The organism is Acidobacteriota bacterium (assembly GCA_016208495.1).
GTDB lineage: Bacteria > Acidobacteriota > Blastocatellia > Chloracidobacteriales > Chloracidobacteriaceae > JACQXX01.
The window spans coordinates 1-17,774 of the sequence record JACQXX010000123.1; the positions used below are offsets into that span (position 1 = coordinate 1).

Consider the following 17,774-nt stretch of genomic DNA (forward strand, 5'->3'; position numbering starts at 1 on the left):
CAAGAAAGGCGAGCGGATTTCGATTCCGACCAAACGAACGGCTGTTTTGAATCACTGGCAAGGGATGGAGGGGGCTCGACTGATTCAAGGGTGCGCGCTGTCGGAGACAGGAATCGTGATCTGGGTTGAACTCCCAGATCTGGAGCCCAAAACCGAAGGCGTGCGGTTGGGTGTTGATATTGGGGTCAACAAGCTCCTGTCCGACTCCGAGGGCCGCCACCACGGCACGGAGTTCAAAGCCATCCGCAATAAAATCAACCGCCGGAAGCCGGGCAGTCGTGGCCGGGGGAGGGCGCATACCGAACGCAAAGTGTTCATCAACCGCGTGGTCAAATCGCTTCCCTGGCCGACGCTGGCCGTGATTGGGGTTGAATCCCTGAAAAACCTCAAGCGCGGGAAATCGAAAAAACGAGGAAAAAAGTTTCGCAAGGCAATGGCACCGTGGACCTACCGGCACATCCTCACCCGGATCTCCGAACTGGCGCAAGTGAACCGTGTTCAGCTTGTCCGCATTGATCCGGCCAATACGTCCCGCGCATGTCCCCAGTGTGGTACGGTGCATAAGGACAACCGCAAGGGAGAGAAGTTTTTGTGTCGGCATTGTGGTCACACCGCCGATGCCGATACCGTCGGCGCGCAAAACATTCTCGCTCGCACCTTGGCGACTTTCGGGAGTGTAGAGTCCCCGGAGCCTCAAAGGGATGTGGGTCAGTCGGTGTAATATTCGACTATTCATTTCTCAACTCTAAGCACCATTTCAGACTCAGGGTTCACGGTTTGGGGGCAAACCAGTACAGGCCGGTTGCCACCAGTAAACAGACCAGAGCCACCAGATCAGCCAGGACAACCCGTCCAACCAGCGGGTTGTATCCTCCGACCGACCAGGCCAGCCATAAAAACGAAACCACACTGATAAACCCGGCAATCAACGCCAGCGGCTGAACGGCTGGCCGAAACGCCGCATAAAAGCAGAAAACTCCAAGTACCCCAAATAACACCGCCCGATGCCGCATCAGAATCACCAGATTTGGTTCGGTAAATGAAAGGCCATACAGGTTTGAAAGTTGTTGCGCACCAAGTACACCTGTCAGCGGTAAGATGTGAATGACTCCGACCACAATCAGCATGGCTGAAATGATTTTTTGCATACCCTCTCTCATTTTGAAGGCATAAGTCCAAATCCGACTTTGCCTAAGCTTATTATTTGGTCATTAAAGTCTGGAGTCTCTCTTTAAGCTCAGCCTGGTCAATTTTTTGATATCCTTCTGGTACTTCAAATAGCTTATCTGGAACCTCTAAGGAAACATTCGTGAGTGAAACCGAAAATTTCTCCCGTGGATTTGAAGTTTCAACTTTAACCAGCAAATCCTGGTAATCGTTTGCAAAGAAAAAATTTATACCATGCGGGTCACGCTTGAAGCGCATTTCATATTTTGTGGTCTGGTAGCCGGTTGTTTGGGTCTGACCAGCATTCTGCACAATGACCTGATTGGCAAATTTATTGAATGTTTGCAGGTACTTATTGACATCGAAACCCTGCAACATTGGTGCATCCTGAAGTTCAGTGAACGTTTTGGCTTGTGGGTCAAGCACAATGATCGGTTGATTCGGTGATGCAATAACAATCACTTTATACATCCGGGCCAGTTTACTGACTGGTGTTACTGAATCTTCAAATGGAGCAAACTCGTTTCTGATTTTCCCTGATTTCTTGGCAAATGTTTGGTGAATAATGTGGTTCATCGCATTCACTTCCATATCTGCCATATAATCCGGCTGGGTAGAAAATTTGCCCATCAGGTATGAAAAGTCCACTGATGGCTTTGAGGTTTTGGTTTTGCCTTTCCCTTGAGAATAACCGATTCCTGGAATCAAAAGCACCACGATCAGAAGAGCAATCTGGAGAACCTTTTTCAACATTGGTTGTTCGTTCCTTTCCCTGTACCGTGCCAGTTTCAATCACAAAGGAAAAATGAAAATCCTGAAAACTGGATAAGTACATTTTACCTGGGAGAAGTAATTGTTTGAGAATTGGACTGGTCAGGAGATGGTAAGAACAAATGGGATTATTGACAAGTCAACGATCACCCGGCACTCTCAAATGCCTGTTTGATCCAGCCGATAAGTGCTTCATCCACTTCATTAACTGACGCGAGCCTGACTTTGAAGTTGCACATGCTGTTGGGCGGCATTTCGACCAACCGGTCCGTAGCGGTGAGTGTTTTGGAATTGATACCAACTTCAATCTGGGTTTTGGTGGCTGGACCAACCATAGCGAACTGCTTTTTGCGGTGCAGGCTGACGTAGGTTTTCTTGGGTGAAATTTCAAACTCACCGAATTTGGAGATTTCTTCCATGACTTTGTCGTGAATTGGTCGAAGCGCCGCCTTAGGGCCGGTGTAAAGCCCGGAAACGACATCATCAGTCGAAAGATTTTGCTCAGCCGCTGCGCTTTGACCATCTGACTTGAGGACGTGATGGACCAGTGTGTTGGCGTCTCCGTGTCCCAACCCAAGGTCGCGTTTGAGCATATCGCGGATTTCGCCATGTTTTGACAACCCGCTGGCCTGGATGATTTGGGCCAGTTCGGCGAGTGACTTTCCGCTTCGTTTTTCGATATTGGCAAGCTGAGTAGCCATGGCCTTTGCGACATCGGTCATATGGATCTCCTTGACTTAAAATGGTTTGAGGCAGTTCAGAGATGAGAGGATGATTTGAAAATAAACGGTCGCCGTATTGTAAATTACGCTGTACTTATTTCAAGGAAATAATTTTGGGATGTTCAGAAAACCTGAACCAACGCTGCCAGGCAATTCAAGGATGTTTGTCTGGTAATCGCGGAATCCACCTCCCAACCTTTTGGACATAGTCCTCATAAGATGCACCGAACTGTTTTCGCAAGGCTGGCTCCTCATACAGTGTGACAAAAAGATGGGTACAGAGGAAAAACACACCAGCTTCGATCAAGATGGCTTGCGATTGAAAGAAAATTGCTTCCCCGCATAACACCAGCAAAACGCACACATACATTGGGTTTCGCACTGAGCGGTAGAGCCCGCGCACGACAAGGTGTTTCGGTGGATCAACCGGAGCCAGTGTGCCGCGGCCTTCGGCAAAAAACTGCCAGATGCACCCGAGCAGACCGGTACCTCCCACAATCATCAACGGCAATCCGAAAGAATGAAGTACTCCAGAATAAGATCTTTCCATTCCAGGATCCGATGAAACCAGCCAGTAGGGGATAAACACTGTCACCGTTCCTGGAAACAAAACTGTAAAGAAAAGACTTCGAAGGAAAAGCATATCCACCACCTTTGGGATAGGGCTGAAAACATCGGGTGAATCTTCAGCCTGTCGTCTTCAGCCCCGAGCTTGCGAGTCTTCAGCCCTGAGCCCTGGTTTCTTCAGCTCCATCACAGTTGTGGCGGTTTGGGTCTGGGCCAGGCTTGCAGTGCGATCCGGGCGACTCGCTCCAACTCCTCGCGACTGGCCCCAGCCGCTGCCTGAACCGACAGGCCCTGGTTGAGCGTGGCAATAAACCGGGCCAGGTCAGCCGGGTCGGCATCATTCGGCAAATCACCTTCGGCCTTGGCCCGCTCAAATCGCTCACGAATGGCAATTTCCCCGGCCTGACGGCGATTGATCATTTCCTGGCGCATGCTTTCGGCGGCTTCGCCTCCAGCCAAACCACCCAAAACCAAAAGGCACCCGTGCGGATGTTCCGGTTTTGTGGTTAAGGCTATTGAGCCAAAGAGCAAGTGCTCCGCCACGGCACGGGAAGTGGGTTCGCGCAACGCCTCCTGGGTGTAAGCGGCTGAGCTTTCACCATAGCGATCCAAAACCTTGCGGAAGAGCGCTTCTTTATTTCCAAAGGCGGCATAGAGACTTGGACGGTTAATGCCCATGGCCTGGGTTAAATCGGGAAGGGACGTGCCCTCATAGCCTTTGCTCCAAAATACTTCCAGCGCCCGATCAAGCGCCTGATTTACATCAAATGACCGGGGACGGCCTTTCGACGTCATACTGAACCTCCTGGATTTTGTACTTACTGGTACAATAATCTGCTTGACAGAAGACGTCCACTGGATTATGTTTTTTACCGTTCGGTACACAATTGAAAAAAAGGAGCAGGCTCATGTCGAAGAAACTTTCAGGTAAGGTTGCACTGGTAACTGGTGGCTCTCGTGGCATTGGTGCGGCAATTGCCAAATATCTCGCGCGGGAGGGTGCTGCAGTGGCAATTACCTATGCCAGTTCATCCACCAAGGCTGATGAAGTCGTGGCGGCAATTCAGGCTGAGGGCGGGGAAGCCCTGGCCATTCAGGCGGATAGTGCTGATGCTGAAGCCGTCAAAAATGCGGTGGCTGAAACAGCCCAAAAGCTCGGTGGTCTCGATATTCTGGTCAACAACGCCGGGGTTGCCATTGTAAAACCATTTGATGAATTTACCCTGGATGAATTTGACCGTCTGGTGAATGTGAATGTTCGAGGCGTGTTTGTGGGTATCCAGGAAGCTTCGCGCCATATGCGTGAAGGCGGACGAATCATCACCATTGGCAGTGTCAACGGTGACCGGATACCGTTTCCAGGTGGCAGCGTTTATGCCCTGACGAAGGCCGCCGTGGCCGGACTCACTCGTGGGTTGGCCCGTGATTTAGGGCCGCGTGGGATTACGGTCAACAATGTTCAACCGGGCCCGGTCAATACTGAAATGAACCCCGAAAATGGCCCCTTTGCCGGCATGATCAAAGGCTTTATGGCCGTGCCGCGCTATGGCAAAGATGACGAAGTGGCAAGCCTGGTCGTCTTTCTGGCCAGTCCTGATGCCGCCTTTATCACTGGCGCCAGCATTGATATTGATGGTGGCTTTAAGGCGTAATCTTCAAGGTAATCAGTGATCAGTAGTCCAATAAGTTATTCTTCTTGAACGGTTTACCTTTTTCCTGCAGAGTGGGAATTCTGCGAGGTTTGAGTCAATCCTGAACGACTGTGGGTTGACTGGTAACTGTTCAGGATACTGGTATCTATTTTTAGTCTGCTGGGTACTCCGGGCTTGCCGCATGGGCCAGAACTTTTGGATTCCCCGAATGCCGTAACACCCCAGTGTCATCAATGTAAAAGCAATCAGTGCCGGTTTGGAAAATGCCATCTCGCTGGATTGGAAACATAATCGTGCAAAAATGAGATTTTCCATCGGTATTTGTCAGGAAAAACTTCATTTGATAACCGCTGTACCGACCTTGTTCGTGCTCTTTTCGCTGACCTGCCGAATCAAATACCCGGCATCGAAGCCGATGGGTGGCTAAATCTAAAAAATTTTCCAACAAAGAAAGTTGTGCATTGTGGGGAAAGACATAAGCGGGTCTGTCTGTATACTGCCCACATTTCAACTCCTCGAAATAGAATTTTTGAAACCAGTACTGCTTATCCAAAACAAACACTGCATTTCGGGTATTGGCGTGTTTGAGATAGGTCAAATACCCCCAGCTTAATCCAATCCCAATCAATCCCAGAATCAATAAGTTTAAGATCAGGAGTGGAAAAGCCCGCCTGCGAAACCGATAGTTGGCAGACGGGCCTGGGCTTACAATCAATGGTTTTTTCTTTTTCAGTGTTTTTGGAGAGCACCGGGCACAGAAGTTGATTCTGGGATGAAAAACATCACTCTGATGACAAACCTCACATCGTTTTGGCAATGACTCTGAACGAACTTGAAAGGTTGGCATTTAAGTTCTCCTGAAAAACTGAGGAACGGCAGATTCAGTTCCCTGACCTGGGACAAAATGTTATCCCAACTCACCCAGAGCTGACGTGACCAGTTCGGTGTCAGCATATTCCGTTACTTCCTGGATTTTGCCATCAGCGAGGCGGAAGACAAAACAGTACGTGTTGTTATAGGGTTTTCCATCTTTGGTTGTGTTGTTGGTGCCTCGGGCTTGCACCACCACAAAGTCATCTTCCGCAATAAACCGATAGGCGGTCAGTTGGATTGGGTTGGCCAGTTTGGCGCCGAGCGGCATCAGGAGGTCGGTCAAAATAGCCCGTTTCCCTTCAAATGTTCGGGACCAACTGGTGGATCCAATCAGCGTCCAGCGGACATCATCCACCAGTCCTTCGATAAATGGCCGGGCATCCCCGTGAGAGATTTCTGAAAAAATGTTTTGCAAAAGTTGTTTGTTTTCGACTGTACCCATGTCGGAGACCTCTTTCTGAAAGTTTGTGAAGTATGAAAAATCCCAAGGTTTGTTTGGAAATTTTTCAGGTACTTTAATGACCAAACTCACAAAACACACGAAAAAAGAAGCCCCACACAGAAAAAAGCCTGTTTCCATTTCGGAAACAGGCTTTGCATTCGGGCGAGGAACTTGTTTGGTCAGAGCCGATCTGGCTTACTGGTTGTCCACGCGGGATTCAATCGTGCTCTGGATGCTGGTGGGGACGTTTGACAGGAAATCAAACCCGGTCAGGGCTTCAATGCTGTCAACTGACACGCGATAGGTCTTCCAGTCAACGTTTCGGATACCGGCATCATTCGGCATATTGACGGCAATCACGCGAGTGGCGGTCGTTACGCGGCTGGCATCGTTGTCGCCGGCTGGCAGGATCACGATGACTTTCCAGGTGCGGGTTGGGATCACCATCCCGTTGGTTGGGTGCGTTCCCTTTGAACCGTACCCGCCGCAGATGACATAGACTTCGTTGGTGCCGTTCAGCATCTGGTCGCGGCTGTACTGTTCCAGGTTGTTCCACGGACCCTGGTTGTTGTCGGAGGACTGGACCATCATATTGGTCATCAAAAACGTCGCGCTGTTATTTTGGACTGTATCAGTTCGATCTGCCGAAGGGCACATATGGCCTCGGTCATAGCTGGTTCCGTTAACCGTTCCAAACGCTGCGCTCTGGACTCGGTACCAACCTGCAGGGAGAGTGGGGTCTTCCCGGAAATCATCCTGGCGAGGTGCGCTCCCACGGTCGGCAATGGTGATATTCCAACTTGCCCAGTTGGCAGTGCGCTTATCTCGGTGGTAGCTAAGGACATATTGCGTTTTCTCCATCAGGTAATTTGTAAAGTTGTTGACATCTGCGGTAGCACCTGATGGGTTCCCCAACGCCAGGTGGCGGTTGCTTGATGGCGGGGGCGGAGGCGGCGGGGTGGTGCCCGTCGTCACGGTCAGGGTGTAGCTTCCGGTTTTATTTGGGTCATACGTGGTGGCGGTGATGGTGTACGTTCCCGCCGATGGCAAGGTCAAAACCAGTTTCGAATCGGTGTTGCCCGCGCTGTCGTCATCTTCCTGGCGATAGCTGTTTGGTCCTTCGACGATCAGATAGGCATCAAACCCAGTGCCGTCGTGGGTGATCGTGACTGATTGATTGGCTGAACCTGTAAACGAGAACTTGTCGGCGTAGCTTCCATCGGAAAGCAAACAGTCCGTGGTGGCAATCGTGCCATTGATCGTGGCTGGCAAGGTGATCGCCGTCGTGGTGCAGCCGGATGGCGGCGGTGGTGTCGTGTTGCTGGTGATGGTGATGTCGTCAAAGTTCAACCGGCTGGAATCGTTGTTTCCTGTCGTTTTGCGGATTTCAAACCGAACCGTGCTGGTCGTGTTGATGACAAATGAAGCCGTCTGCAATGTCGTGCTGCTGGTGGTGACGGTGGTTCCGGCCTTGGTCCAGCTTGAGCCACTGGTGGTCGAATACCACAGTTCCCAGTTGGCATTGGCATCGGTGCCGTATTTGGCGTGCTTGACGGTCACGGTACCGGCGCCGGTTACGTTGAAATTCATCGTGACCTTGCCCAGGTTGCGTACGCGGGTGCTCTTGGTGCCGGCTTTGCGATCACTGGTGGTATTTCCGATCAACGTGTTGTTGAGCGTCCAGGAACCGGTGCCCAGGGTCACGGAACCCGTGGTGTAGCTGGTTTTGGTTCCGCTTTCAAATCCTTCGGCCAGGGTCGTGGTGGATTGACGCGTCGAATAATCCATTCCCGGCGTCAGGTCCGGAACTGAATCTGGTTCGATAAACTGGATTTCACCGGCTTCAAAGGGTTTCACATCGGAAGCGGGTTCATCGTTGGACAGTGAGTATTTATAGCGTGGCGCCTTTTCGTGGGCCTGGGAAGAAGGAATCCCAATAAATGAGGCCAGGACGGCGACGGCGATCATCAGACAAAAGTAAAAACTACGAAATGATTTCAGCATAGCTCCTCGCGAACGTGCTTGGTTTTAGCTTGCGGCTTGGAAAAAAATAGACAGGAGGTAAAACGTGTGGTTGTTGTGACCTTCCTTAGAGCAAGCCGTATGCCACGAGGCCAATGCGTTGAAATCTGGAGTGTTCACTGGCTGCGCATCAGGTTTTTGAAAGGGCTTTATTTTTCTAAGCTATTGTATTGATTGAGGTTGAATAACTGGATGCGGAGATTGGGCACGGTTGCAACAGTTTGGTAACAAGTCGCCGTCAGGTGTACAGTCCGTTGGCACCTGCGCATTTGCTGAGCAATTGCCAGGTGACTGCACTACCTGAAAACCTGAAGACCTGGGCAGATAATTTGGATGTTCTGATTTAACTCATTCGTTGATAAAACAGGGTTGGAAGCTCCAGCACGCCTTTTCCAACAAAACAAACCTGTCCACTCACGCTGATTCCTGGTTTGGCGCCCGTGCGAACCGTGACCAGCATTTCGCTTGGTCGGTCCACAAAGCGCCCCTGGTTGATTCGGATGGCGCTATCTTCGGCAGCCAGACCGTGGTGAACCAGATAGGCGGCAGCGGGTCCGGCGGCGCTACCGGTGGCGATGTCTTCGACGCGTCCGTCATTGTCCCAGGTTCGGCCTTCAAACTCATTCACATCAAGGACATAGACAAATTTTGCCCCAATATCGGCCAGAAGTGATTCAAAATTCGGAATTTGAATTGCGGCTCGATCAAGATTGGTTTTGATGGGCACAATCAGGTAGGGAAGTCCAGTCGAAACAACTTCGAGCGGAAGCGGTTCAGCCAGATCCGGGTGCGAAAGGTTCAACGCCGCAAGTATTTCGTCATATCGGCCTGGATCAACCGTTCCTAAATAAGAGGCTTCACCCTGGTCCATTTCAGCGGAATAGACGCTATCAACCCTTCGACTGACCACGGGGATACCTTTTTCAGGCGTCATCAGGTGCAGGTGAACTTCGCTGGCGTTTTGAAAATGACGGGCGTGGAGTGCCGCCGCTGCCCCGATGATGGGATGTCCGGCAAAGCCAAGTTCCTCTTCCATGGTAAAAATGCGGGCGCAAAACCGGGTCGGTTCCGCGGTTGGAGACAGGAAAATTGATTCAAACTGGCGCATTTCCTGAGTCAGCCGGAGCATCAACGAAGCTGACAATTCCTGTTCAAGAAAAAACACGCTCAACCCGTTACCGGAAAGGGGGTGGCGTGCAAAGACATCCACATGTTCAAAGTGAAGTGAGAAGGTGTCCATCAGGTTTTTCCATCCACGAGAAATTCTGAGCAAGAGTTAAAATGAGTGGTTGGGATCTCTAAAGTTTCGCAAAAGGTTGAGAGTATCGTCTTTAGACGAGAGGTTTTCAACTATGACCCATTCGTTCATCCTCACGTCTGAAGGCGTTACTCAGAACTTTCAAATTACTCAAGCTGCTTATGAAACCGCCAGGCGCTGATTCCGACCAGCACGATGGCAAAGGCAAGCAAGGCCAGAAAGTTAGGATAGAGAATGTCAAACCCCGCGCCCTTCAACAAGATGCTCCGGGCAATGGTGGCGAAGTGACGCACCGGGTTGATCAAGGTGATGGTCTGCAACCAGTCGGGCATGCCTTCGAGTGGTGTGGTCGCTCCGGAAAGCATGGCAATCGGCGGATTGACAAAGAAGCTCAGCAACTGGGCCTGTTGCTGGGATCTGGAGATTGTGGCCAGAAACGTGCCGAGTCCAATTCCAGCCAGTACACAGAGCGCTCCGGCACAGTAGATCAACGCCAGGCTACCGCGAATTGGAATGTCAAAAACCAGTTTCGCCACCACCAGCGCGATCCAGATGTCACACGATAAGAGCACAAAGAGCGGACCCATTTTGGCAATGATGATTTCAGTCGCACTCGCCGGCGTCATCAGCAGTTGCTCAACCGTGCCGGATTCCTTCTCCTTGACCATGGCGCCAGCCGCCACCAGTGAACCATTTAAAATCAACAGGATCCCGAGCACACCAGTAATCATAAACCACGAACTCCGCAGGCCCGGATTATAGAGCATCGCTACCTGAGCGGTTAAACTCGGGGCCGGAGTCGCCGGACCTTCCAGTTTGATGCCGGTTGGGATTCCGTCTCGATTGAGCCGCTGATTAAATGCTGCCACCAGTCGCTGGGCATAACTGGCGGCGATCCCGGCGGTGTTTGAATTGACGCCGTCAAGGACCAGTTGCACTTTGGCTGGTGTTCGCCGTTGTTGCTCTTCGGCAAAATCAGATGGAACAATCAGACCCGCGTCCAGTTTGCCTTCACTCAACGCCTGGCTCAATTCAGCGGCTGAAGTGAACGAACCAGTTACATGAAATGACTGGCTTTCGACAAAGGCGGAAACCAGTTCGCGACTGATCATCGTCCGGCTTTCGTCCACCACGCCCAGACGCAGGTTTGACACTTCGGGATTAAGTGCAAACCCCAACAGGAGGAGCTGAACCGTCGGCGGCAAGATCATCGCCGCGATCAATTGTTTATCTCGCTGAATATGCCGAAATTCCTTCATAAACAGCGCCCAGATGCGCAGACCAGAAATAAAATTGATCAGGTTTTTCATATAAGGCCAATCCGTAGTTAGTAGTCAGTAGTCAGTAGTCAGTAGTCAGTAGTTAGTTGTTCCTTAATACCATTTAGCAATGATCCTATCGTATTAGCAAAAGGCTAAATTGTTGATAAAACTGTATTTCCCTTAGCCCTTAGCCCGATACCCTCAGCCCAAAATGGTATAAGCTGTTGTGTTTGAACTGCTTCGTATTCTCCAGCCTCGAAAACCCGGAACCCGGAACCCTGACAAGGTGATTTCTTTCATCCCTCATCCCTCATCCCTCATCCCTTCAGAAACCCGGAACCCGGAACCCTGACAAGGTGATTTCTTTCATCCCTCATCCCTCATCCCTTCAGAAACCCGGAACCCGGAACCCTAATCCTCCAACTGCATTGCTTTCATTTTTCGCCAGGCGATGACCAGATACACCACGCCAAGCAAGGTGAGTGCAACATGCGCCGTCCAGACGGCGGACCAGCCGCCTCCGCGAACAAACGCATCGCGGGCAATCTCGATGAAATATCGTGCCGGTACAAAGTAGGCGACCCAGCGAATCGCATCCGGAATATTGGAAACCGGAAAAATAAAGCCCGACAGCAAAAATGAGAGCAGAAAACACACCGTGGCAATTGTCTGGATCGTGGCGGCCTGATCTTTGATTCGGGCGCCGGTCATTACGCCAAACGATACATTACAAAAGAGATAAACGACCGTTCCAACCAGAAACGGCGTTGGGTCTCCGGCAAATCGCAGCCCGAACAACAGCATTCCAAACAGCACCACCAGCACCCACTCGGCCATTCCAACCAGGAAAAAGGCGATAGTTTTTCCAATCAGATATTCGTGGGCCGAGATGCTGGAAACATAGACCTGAAGGATCGTCTTCTGCTCGTTTTCGCGTGACATGGCCAGGGCCGCGAGGAGTGGTGGAAAAAGTGCCAGCACCACCGCCATGGCTCCGGGGCCGATGTATTTATCCGTTTCACGACCCGGATTGAACCAGATGCGGGTTTCAACCTGAACTGAAGGCGACATCGTCGTGGTTCGGATTCCATTTTGACTGAGAAATGCCTGGGTGATTGCCGCTGCATCACCTCGCAAAATGGTGGCCGTGTTGGCGTCAGTGCCATCAATCAGCCATTGCACTTCGGTGTTGAGTCCACGCGCCAGATTGCGTTCAAAATTGGTTGGGATGGTGACAATCGCCCGAGCGGCTTCGCTGGCAAGTGCTGTTTCCGGTTTGGTATAGAGCCCGGTATTTGCCAGCCGGAAGGTCTGAGATTCCATCAGAATTTCAACATACTGACGTGACCGCGCGGTTTGATCGAAATCCTGGATCATCACCGGAACCCCAGTCACCGAGAATGAAATTGACTTGCCATACAGCGCCACCAGAATCAGCGGCAGCACCAGCGCGAGTGCCAGGGTTAATTTATCGCGAAATGTTTGGATGAGTTCTTTGCGGGCCTGAGCCATGATTCGAAGCATATTTTTCCTTTCCTGCGTGTGGTGAGTATCGGGTTCCGGGTATGAAAAACAGGGTTCAGGGTTCAGGGTTCGGGGTTCGGGGTTCGGGGTTCGGGGTTCGGGGTTCAGGGTTCAGGGTTCGGGGTTCGGGGTTCGGGGTTTTCGAAATATTGATGGTACCTGGGTTTCGCCGCAGAAGCGGTGGTTGAATTGAGGCAGGTCGTTTACGGCCTGTAGCTCAGGGTTTGGGTTCCGAGGTAGGAAAAGAACAAAAAGGACAAAAGTGAGATGTTCGAAAACCCTGAACCCTGAACCCTGAACCCTGAACCCTGAACCCTGAACCCTGAACCCTGAACCCTAAACCCGGAACCCGGAACCCGGAACCCGGAATCCTAGCCAGCTTTCTTTTGTCGGCGGACCTGTTCGACGATAGCGATAAACACATCTTCCAGTGAAAAGCGCTCTTCATAGGCTTTGATGACCTGAATGTCATCGCGGCTTAACCGTCGGGTCAGGGTACTGATTCCTGTCTCGGTAGCCTCATCAACGATCACGTGGAGTCGGTCGCCGAATAATGAAACCCGCCACGAATCCATTTCACCTTTGAGCAAATTGGCGGCCTGTTGTGGGTGATCGGTAATCAATTCAATGAGATGGCCTGATTGATCGGCTTTGATTTCGGTTGGCGTGCCCTGGGCCACGAGTTCACCCGCGACCATCAACCCGAGCCGGTTGCATTGCTCGGCTTCTTCGAGGTAGTGCGTCGTCACCAGAACTGCCACGCCCTGGTCAGCCAGATAATTGATCATTTTCCAAAAGGCACGGCGGGCAAGCGGGTCAACTCCAGAAGTTGGTTCATCGAGAAAGAGCACATCCGGTTCGTGCATAATTGCCGCGCCAAACGCGACGCGCTGTTTCCATCCACCCGGCAAGGAACCCGTCAACGTGTCTCCGAGGCCGGCCAGACCCGAGAATTCAAGCACCCAGCGCTTCTTTTCCTCACGTTGTTCAATCGGTACTTGATACACACCGGCGAAGAAATCGAGATTGGCGTTGATGGTTAAATCGTCATAGAGCGAAAACTTTTGCGACATATAGCCGATGCGCTGACGAGTTCGGCTTGACCGCAGGCTGCCGCGATCTCCGGCCAGTTCAATCGAACCGCTCGATGGCGACAAGAGGCCGCACAAAATCTTGATGGTGGTGGTTTTCCCGGCCCCGTTGGCGCCCAGCAGGCCATAAATCTCGCCGTATTTGACCGCAATGTTGACATCAGCCACAGCGCGAAAGGCGCCAAACCGCTTGTTGAGCATCTGGGCGTGGATGGCAAATTCATCAGCCCGGTGTTGACGCTCTGGCCGGCTCCGCGGAAAGGGAGGGAAAACCTGTTCGCCGTTGAGTTCCCGCAGGATTGAAACAAATGCATTTTCCAGCGTCGGTGAACCAACGGTAATTTCTTTGGCTTCCAATCCTGCCGAAGCCAGCACCGACCGGGCCTGACGTTCGCCAAAAACCGGGTCCGCCACCATCAGGTCCAGCCGGTCTCCGAAACGCTGAACGTCGGTGATGCCTTCGACCCGGTTCAAGAGATCCTCAGCCGTCCCAAGCTCCGAGGTGCGAAGTTCCAACCGCTGGAGTCCCAACCGGTTGCGAATCTCTGCCGGGGTACCGATTTGACGAATGAGGCCATCATGCATCAGTGCGACGCGAGTGCAACGTTCGGCCTCGTCCAGATAAGGTGTTGCCACGACAATCGTCATGCCTTCGGCTGAAAGCCCGGTAAGTGTGTCCCAAAATTCACGCCGTGAAACCGGGTCAACACCTGTGGTTGGTTCATCAAGCAACAGCACTTTCGGCTCGGCAATCAGGGCACAGGCCAGCGCCAGTTTTTGTTTCATCCCGCCGCTTAATTTCCCAGCCAGCCGGTCAGTAAAACGATCCATATCAAAGAGTTTGAGATAGCGCTGCCCCCGCTCGTGAATTTGACGGGGTGACAATTTTCGCAATTTCCCAACATAGAGCAGGTTTTCAGCCACGCTCATATCTTGATAAAGGCTAAAACTTTGGGTCAGGTAGCCAATCGAGGACCGGGCTTCGCGGGCTGGAAGGTTCATGACAATCGCTTCGCCTTGGGTGGCCGACATCACGCCGCCTAAAATCTGGAAAACCGAAGTTTTCCCAGAACCGTCAGGGCCAATGAGGCCAAAGAGTTCGCCCCGGTGAATATCCAGGTTGACTCCGCGCACAGCCTGAAGCTGGCCATACTTCTTTTGTAAATTACACAATTGAATGACAATCTCTGATTGTTCGACAGGTGTTTGAATGTCCATCACGTCGGTTTCTGGGGCAATTTCGAGCATGGTGTTCATAAGGATTCAGGATTTCGGGGTTCAGGGTTTTCGAAAAATCCACCCGCTCGGGTGATTCTGACTACTCGCTACTTCGCTATTTCGCTATTTCGCTACTTCGCCTCCGTCAGCACTTCACCATCAGCCGGCATTCCCGGTTTGGCAAAGCCTTGTGGATTCTGGATTTGCAGCTTGATACCAACCACTTGTTTGACACGATCATCGCGAAAGTATGTGTTTTCAGGCGTGAACGAAGCTTCGGGGTCAATGCGTGACACAACCGCTTCGAGTGGCTGATTGGGTGCCGAGTCAAGGTAGACACGTGCCAACTGACCGTTGCGGACTTTTCCAATCTCGCCTTCCGGAATAAACCCGCGCAGGTACACCAGATTGAGGTTGACGAGTGAAATCACCGGGGTTCCTGCCGTGACAACTTCGCCGGGTTCAGCCAGACGGGTGGCCACCGTGCCATCAAACGGCGCCAGGATTTGCAGGTCCTGGCGGTCTGCCTGGACTTCTTCGAGTTGGGCGCGCATCTGGCTGGCTTCAGCTTCAGCCGATTTGATTTTGGCCTGAGCCTGGGCAATCTGCTGGTCAATGCCCGAAACTTGAGCGGCGCGGATTCTTGGATTTTCCAGGTTGGCTTTGGCAGCTTGTAAGGCACCACGAGCGGCTTCGACCTGTTTGGCGGCGGCATCAACGACCGCTTTTTTGGTGAGTGTGGCGGTGGTGGCCTGCTTACCTTCGCGTTCTGGCACATCGCCCGTTTCGACCAGTGCGGTCAATTTGCCTTCGTCATAGAGCGCCTGCTGGTAACTGGCCTGGGCTTCGGCCAGATTGGCTTCGGCGGCGGCCAGGAGCGACTGAGCCTGGCTGATGCGACCTTCCGCATCAACTGCAGCCTGGCTGACGCCAAGTCGGCTTTGTTCGCGTTCGGCCTGTAACACGGCCACCTGTTGCTGGGCTTCAAGGAGTTTTGCATCAGCCTGTGCCACCATTGATTGGGCCTGGAGTTCACGGGCTTTCACCTGTTCGTCATCCAGAATGGCAATCACCTGGCCGGCTTTGACCTGATCGCCTTCACGAACCGAAATTTCGCGAATTCGACCAGAGGCTTTGGCGGCAATCGAAGCCGTGTCGCTTTCAATGCGACCACTGACCGGGATCACGCCAGGCTGGGTTTTTGATGTAGGCCGTAACCGCCAGCCACCCACGAGGATCACTCCCAATAACAAAACTAGAATTCCAATGTTTCGAGCAACTTTTTTTGAATCTTTTTTGAGTTCCGACATATTGAGTCTCCTTCCAGGCAAAGCTCCGCCTGTTGAATTGCAATAGTTTGTAATACCATTTTAGGGTTCAGGGTTCGGGGTTCAGGGTTCAGGGGAAATTCAATTTTTCCCATCACCGTGGGCTTCGCACCACGGCTATGGCACAACGACCCTTCGGGCCTGATAGCATTACAAACATGGCTTGAACTAATTTGAAATGCGAGTACTAACGAGAACTGACCATGATGTTCCCGCTTGAAAGTGTGGTTGACATTGCCCGACGCAGGTCCGCCGTCGCTTTGTTATAATCAGTCAAGGCTTTTAACTTTCGCCCGTGGGCGGCTGAGAGTGCGTTCTGCCGGTCCAGAACCAGATAGTTGGTTGAAAGGCCAGCCAGGAATTTGCGTCGTTCGGCTTCGTACTGCAACCCGGCGTTGGTGAAGGAACTATTGGCGGCTTCGACACGACGTTGGGCGGTGGTGACGGCCTGGAGCGCATTGCGGACTTCGATTTCGATCATTTGTTGGGTGCGCTGTTGCTCCACCGAAAGTTGACGTCCTTCGGCCAGTGCCTGACCAAGTTGTGCTTTGGCAGTGTGATTACCAAGTGAAAAACTGACGTTGACGCCGACCTGCCAGCTTTTAAAGTCATTGCGGAAAAGGGTTTGCAAGCTGTCACCGTATCCGCCGATAAAGCGTGTCGGCGCGGCGTTATTTATCGTTGGCGTGATGACTGGCAGTCCGGCCAATTGAGAAAGCTGGTTAATTCGGGTAAAAAGGGGCTGGTTGGCGAGCGTGATCGGATCCGTTCCGGTTCGCTGTTCACCGGCCAGACCGTTGGTGCCGTAACTGGCAATCAAATTGACCTCGGGTCGGGTCTGGTTGCGAAAATAATCAACATCAACTTTGTTCAAATCAGCTTTGATTCGATATTGTTCTAACTCAGGCCGATTCTGGAAGGCGGTTTTCAAAGCTTCGTCAAGCTGTAAGGTCAGGGTCTGGTCAATTTGCGGTTGATCAACCGGAAGCAACATTGTATTCCACAGGTCAGAACGATCTGGCTGTAAGATCAATGATTTAAGGCTATTTTCTGCTCGCTGAACGGCTTCAAGCGCGGCTTCGGCTTCGTCGGTTCGGCGCTCGATTTCAACATTGGCCGAAATCATTTCGCTGGGTGCCATCTGGCCTTTCTCCACCAGCCGCTGGATTTGTTCAAGCTGGGTTTTGGCCAGTTCAACTGATTCGCGTTTGATTTCTTCATTGCGATAGCTAAACACCAGATCCCAATAGGCGCTGTTGACCTGTGAAATAATTTCGATAACCCGTTGCCGAAATTGAATATCCGAGAGGGCGAGCTGTTTTGAACTGATTTTGATCTGACGTCGGGCTGCATCAGTGCTGCGATTGCGCAACACCGGCTGGGTAAATTCAAATCGTAAGCCGGTTTGAAATTCAGTACCAAGGGCATAAAACTGGTTGTCGGTCGTGGCCCGATTATTTTCGAATGTGGCTTTGAATGTTCCACCCTGCCAGGGAAGGCGTTTGGTGAAAGTTGTTGTATTACTGAGATCCGAACTTTCCACTTTTCCATTCTCACCCCCGGCCAAAAACGAAGCCACCGGGGTATCACGGCGATTGTATGAAAATTGCAGGTCCATCGTTGGATCATACACACCTTTGGCGGCAGCCAGATCAAACTCTTTGCGTTGTACCCCGATGCGTTCGACTTCGATATCACGATTGTTTTCCAGAGCCAGCGTGATGGCTTCCTGCATGGTGAGTGCATAGGGCTTGGTGCTGCTGACACCAATGCGCTCGCGAACAACTGGCTGTGGAGTATCTGATTGTGCAACTGTCTGCGCGTGAACTACTTGAGCGGTTAAAAGAAAAATAAGTGCGACATTGCGTAACATGATT

The 17,774-nt window shown here is 51.8% G+C and carries 16 protein-coding genes; 2 read left to right on the forward strand and 14 right to left on the reverse strand.

The features are described from left to right. A partial coding sequence (locus HY774_25425) for a transposase (protein ID MBI4751839.1) occupies positions 1–721 on the forward strand: 721 nt, incomplete at its 5' end. A 49-nt stretch (positions 722–770) separates the two neighbouring features. Here HY774_25425 and HY774_25430 read toward each other — a convergent pair. From HY774_25430 to HY774_25450, 5 genes are all read right to left on the reverse strand, one after another. After that, positions 771–1,148, reverse strand: a complete 378-nt coding sequence (locus tag HY774_25430) for a phosphopantetheine adenylyltransferase (protein ID MBI4751840.1) — start codon at positions 1,146–1,148, stop codon at positions 771–773. 52 nt (positions 1,149–1,200) lie between these two features. Then, on the reverse strand, positions 1,201–1,875 hold the full coding sequence (locus tag HY774_25435) for a hypothetical protein (GenBank protein ID MBI4751841.1): 675 nt from the start codon (positions 1,873–1,875) through the stop codon (positions 1,201–1,203). 209 nt (positions 1,876–2,084) lie between these two features. Next, entirely contained in the window at positions 2,085–2,660 is a 576-nt protein-coding gene (locus HY774_25440) for a DUF4287 domain-containing protein (GenBank protein MBI4751842.1), read from the reverse strand. A gap of 154 nt (positions 2,661–2,814) precedes the next feature. Further along, positions 2,815–3,303, reverse strand: coding sequence for an isoprenylcysteine carboxylmethyltransferase family protein (locus HY774_25445; GenBank protein MBI4751843.1), 489 nt, complete (start codon positions 3,301–3,303; stop codon positions 2,815–2,817). Between the two features lie 110 nt (positions 3,304–3,413). Further along, positions 3,414–4,022 carry a TetR/AcrR family transcriptional regulator gene (locus HY774_25450; protein ID MBI4751844.1) on the reverse strand — a complete coding sequence of 203 codons (609 nt, stop codon included), beginning with the start codon at positions 4,020–4,022 and terminating at the stop codon, positions 3,414–3,416. 113 nt (positions 4,023–4,135) lie between these two features. On the opposite strand from HY774_25450, the gene HY774_25455 reads away from it, so the two are divergent. Beyond that, positions 4,136–4,879 carry a 3-oxoacyl-ACP reductase FabG gene (locus HY774_25455; GenBank protein ID MBI4751845.1) on the forward strand — a complete coding sequence of 248 codons (744 nt, stop codon included), beginning with the start codon at positions 4,136–4,138 and terminating at the stop codon, positions 4,877–4,879. A gap of 151 nt (positions 4,880–5,030) precedes the next feature. Here HY774_25455 and HY774_25460 read toward each other — a convergent pair whose 3' ends face one another. The 9 genes from HY774_25460 to HY774_25500 all read right to left on the reverse strand — a co-directional run bounded on the left by HY774_25460 (position 5,031) and on the right by HY774_25500 (position 17,770). Next, on the reverse strand, positions 5,031–5,726 hold the full coding sequence (locus tag HY774_25460) for a hypothetical protein (protein MBI4751846.1): 696 nt from the start codon (positions 5,724–5,726) through the stop codon (positions 5,031–5,033). A gap of 60 nt (positions 5,727–5,786) precedes the next feature. Continuing rightward, entirely contained in the window at positions 5,787–6,194 is a 408-nt protein-coding gene (locus tag HY774_25465; GenBank protein MBI4751847.1) for a nuclear transport factor 2 family protein, read from the reverse strand. Positions 6,195–6,389: 195 nt separating this feature from the next. Then, positions 6,390–8,198 carry a DNA/RNA non-specific endonuclease gene (locus tag HY774_25470; GenBank protein MBI4751848.1) on the reverse strand — a complete coding sequence of 603 codons (1,809 nt, stop codon included), beginning with the start codon at positions 8,196–8,198 and terminating at the stop codon, positions 6,390–6,392. 361 nt (positions 8,199–8,559) lie between these two features. Next, a complete protein-coding gene (locus HY774_25475) occupies positions 8,560–9,456 on the reverse strand; it encodes a PhzF family phenazine biosynthesis protein (GenBank protein MBI4751849.1) in 897 nt (298 codons plus the stop codon). 164 nt (positions 9,457–9,620) lie between these two features. Beyond that, the gene (locus HY774_25480; GenBank protein ID MBI4751850.1) at positions 9,621–10,784 is read right to left on the reverse strand and encodes an ABC transporter permease; all 1,164 of its coding nucleotides are present in this window, start codon (positions 10,782–10,784) and stop codon (positions 9,621–9,623) included. A 363-nt stretch (positions 10,785–11,147) separates the two neighbouring features. Further along, positions 11,148–12,260, reverse strand: a complete 1,113-nt coding sequence (locus HY774_25485; GenBank protein MBI4751851.1) for an ABC transporter permease — start codon at positions 12,258–12,260, stop codon at positions 11,148–11,150. Between the two features lie 371 nt (positions 12,261–12,631). Continuing rightward, complete coding sequence (locus tag HY774_25490) at positions 12,632–14,569, reverse strand: ABC transporter ATP-binding protein (GenBank protein MBI4751852.1); 1,938 nt, start codon at positions 14,567–14,569, stop codon at positions 12,632–12,634. 131 nt (positions 14,570–14,700) lie between these two features. Further along, the gene (locus HY774_25495; protein MBI4751853.1) at positions 14,701–15,879 is read right to left on the reverse strand and encodes an HlyD family efflux transporter periplasmic adaptor subunit; all 1,179 of its coding nucleotides are present in this window, start codon (positions 15,877–15,879) and stop codon (positions 14,701–14,703) included. A 205-nt stretch (positions 15,880–16,084) separates the two neighbouring features. Then, positions 16,085–17,770 (reverse strand): TolC family protein, encoded by a 1,686-nt coding sequence (locus tag HY774_25500; GenBank protein MBI4751854.1) that lies wholly within the window; start codon positions 17,768–17,770, stop codon positions 16,085–16,087. Positions 17,771–17,774 lie beyond the last annotated feature (4 nt).

Coding starts and splice junctions, on each gene's coding strand:
- HY774_25430 (MBI4751840.1), bottom strand. CDS start 1,148: ATGCAAAAAATCATTTCAGCCATGCTGATTGTGGTCGGAGTCATTCAC.
- HY774_25440 (MBI4751842.1), bottom strand. CDS start 2,660: ATGACCGATGTCGCAAAGGCCATGGCTACTCAGCTTGCCAATATCGAA.
- HY774_25445 (MBI4751843.1), bottom strand. CDS start 3,303: ATGCTTTTCCTTCGAAGTCTTTTCTTTACAGTTTTGTTTCCAGGAACG.
- HY774_25450 (MBI4751844.1), bottom strand. CDS start 4,022: ATGACGTCGAAAGGCCGTCCCCGGTCATTTGATGTAAATCAGGCGCTT.
- HY774_25455 (MBI4751845.1), top strand. CDS start 4,136: ATGTCGAAGAAACTTTCAGGTAAGGTTGCACTGGTAACTGGTGGCTCT.
- HY774_25460 (MBI4751846.1), bottom strand. CDS start 5,726: ATGCCAACCTTTCAAGTTCGTTCAGAGTCATTGCCAAAACGATGTGAG.
- HY774_25465 (MBI4751847.1), bottom strand. CDS start 6,194: ATGGGTACAGTCGAAAACAAACAACTTTTGCAAAACATTTTTTCAGAA.
- HY774_25470 (MBI4751848.1), bottom strand. CDS start 8,198: ATGCTGAAATCATTTCGTAGTTTTTACTTTTGTCTGATGATCGCCGTC.
- HY774_25475 (MBI4751849.1), bottom strand. CDS start 9,456: ATGGACACCTTCTCACTTCACTTTGAACATGTGGATGTCTTTGCACGC.
- HY774_25480 (MBI4751850.1), bottom strand. CDS start 10,784: ATGAAAAACCTGATCAATTTTATTTCTGGTCTGCGCATCTGGGCGCTG.
- HY774_25485 (MBI4751851.1), bottom strand. CDS start 12,260: ATGCTTCGAATCATGGCTCAGGCCCGCAAAGAACTCATCCAAACATTT.
- HY774_25490 (MBI4751852.1), bottom strand. CDS start 14,569: ATGGACATTCAAACACCTGTCGAACAATCAGAGATTGTCATTCAATTG.
- HY774_25495 (MBI4751853.1), bottom strand. CDS start 15,879: ATGTCGGAACTCAAAAAAGATTCAAAAAAAGTTGCTCGAAACATTGGA.
- HY774_25500 (MBI4751854.1), bottom strand. CDS start 17,770: ATGTTACGCAATGTCGCACTTATTTTTCTTTTAACCGCTCAAGTAGTT.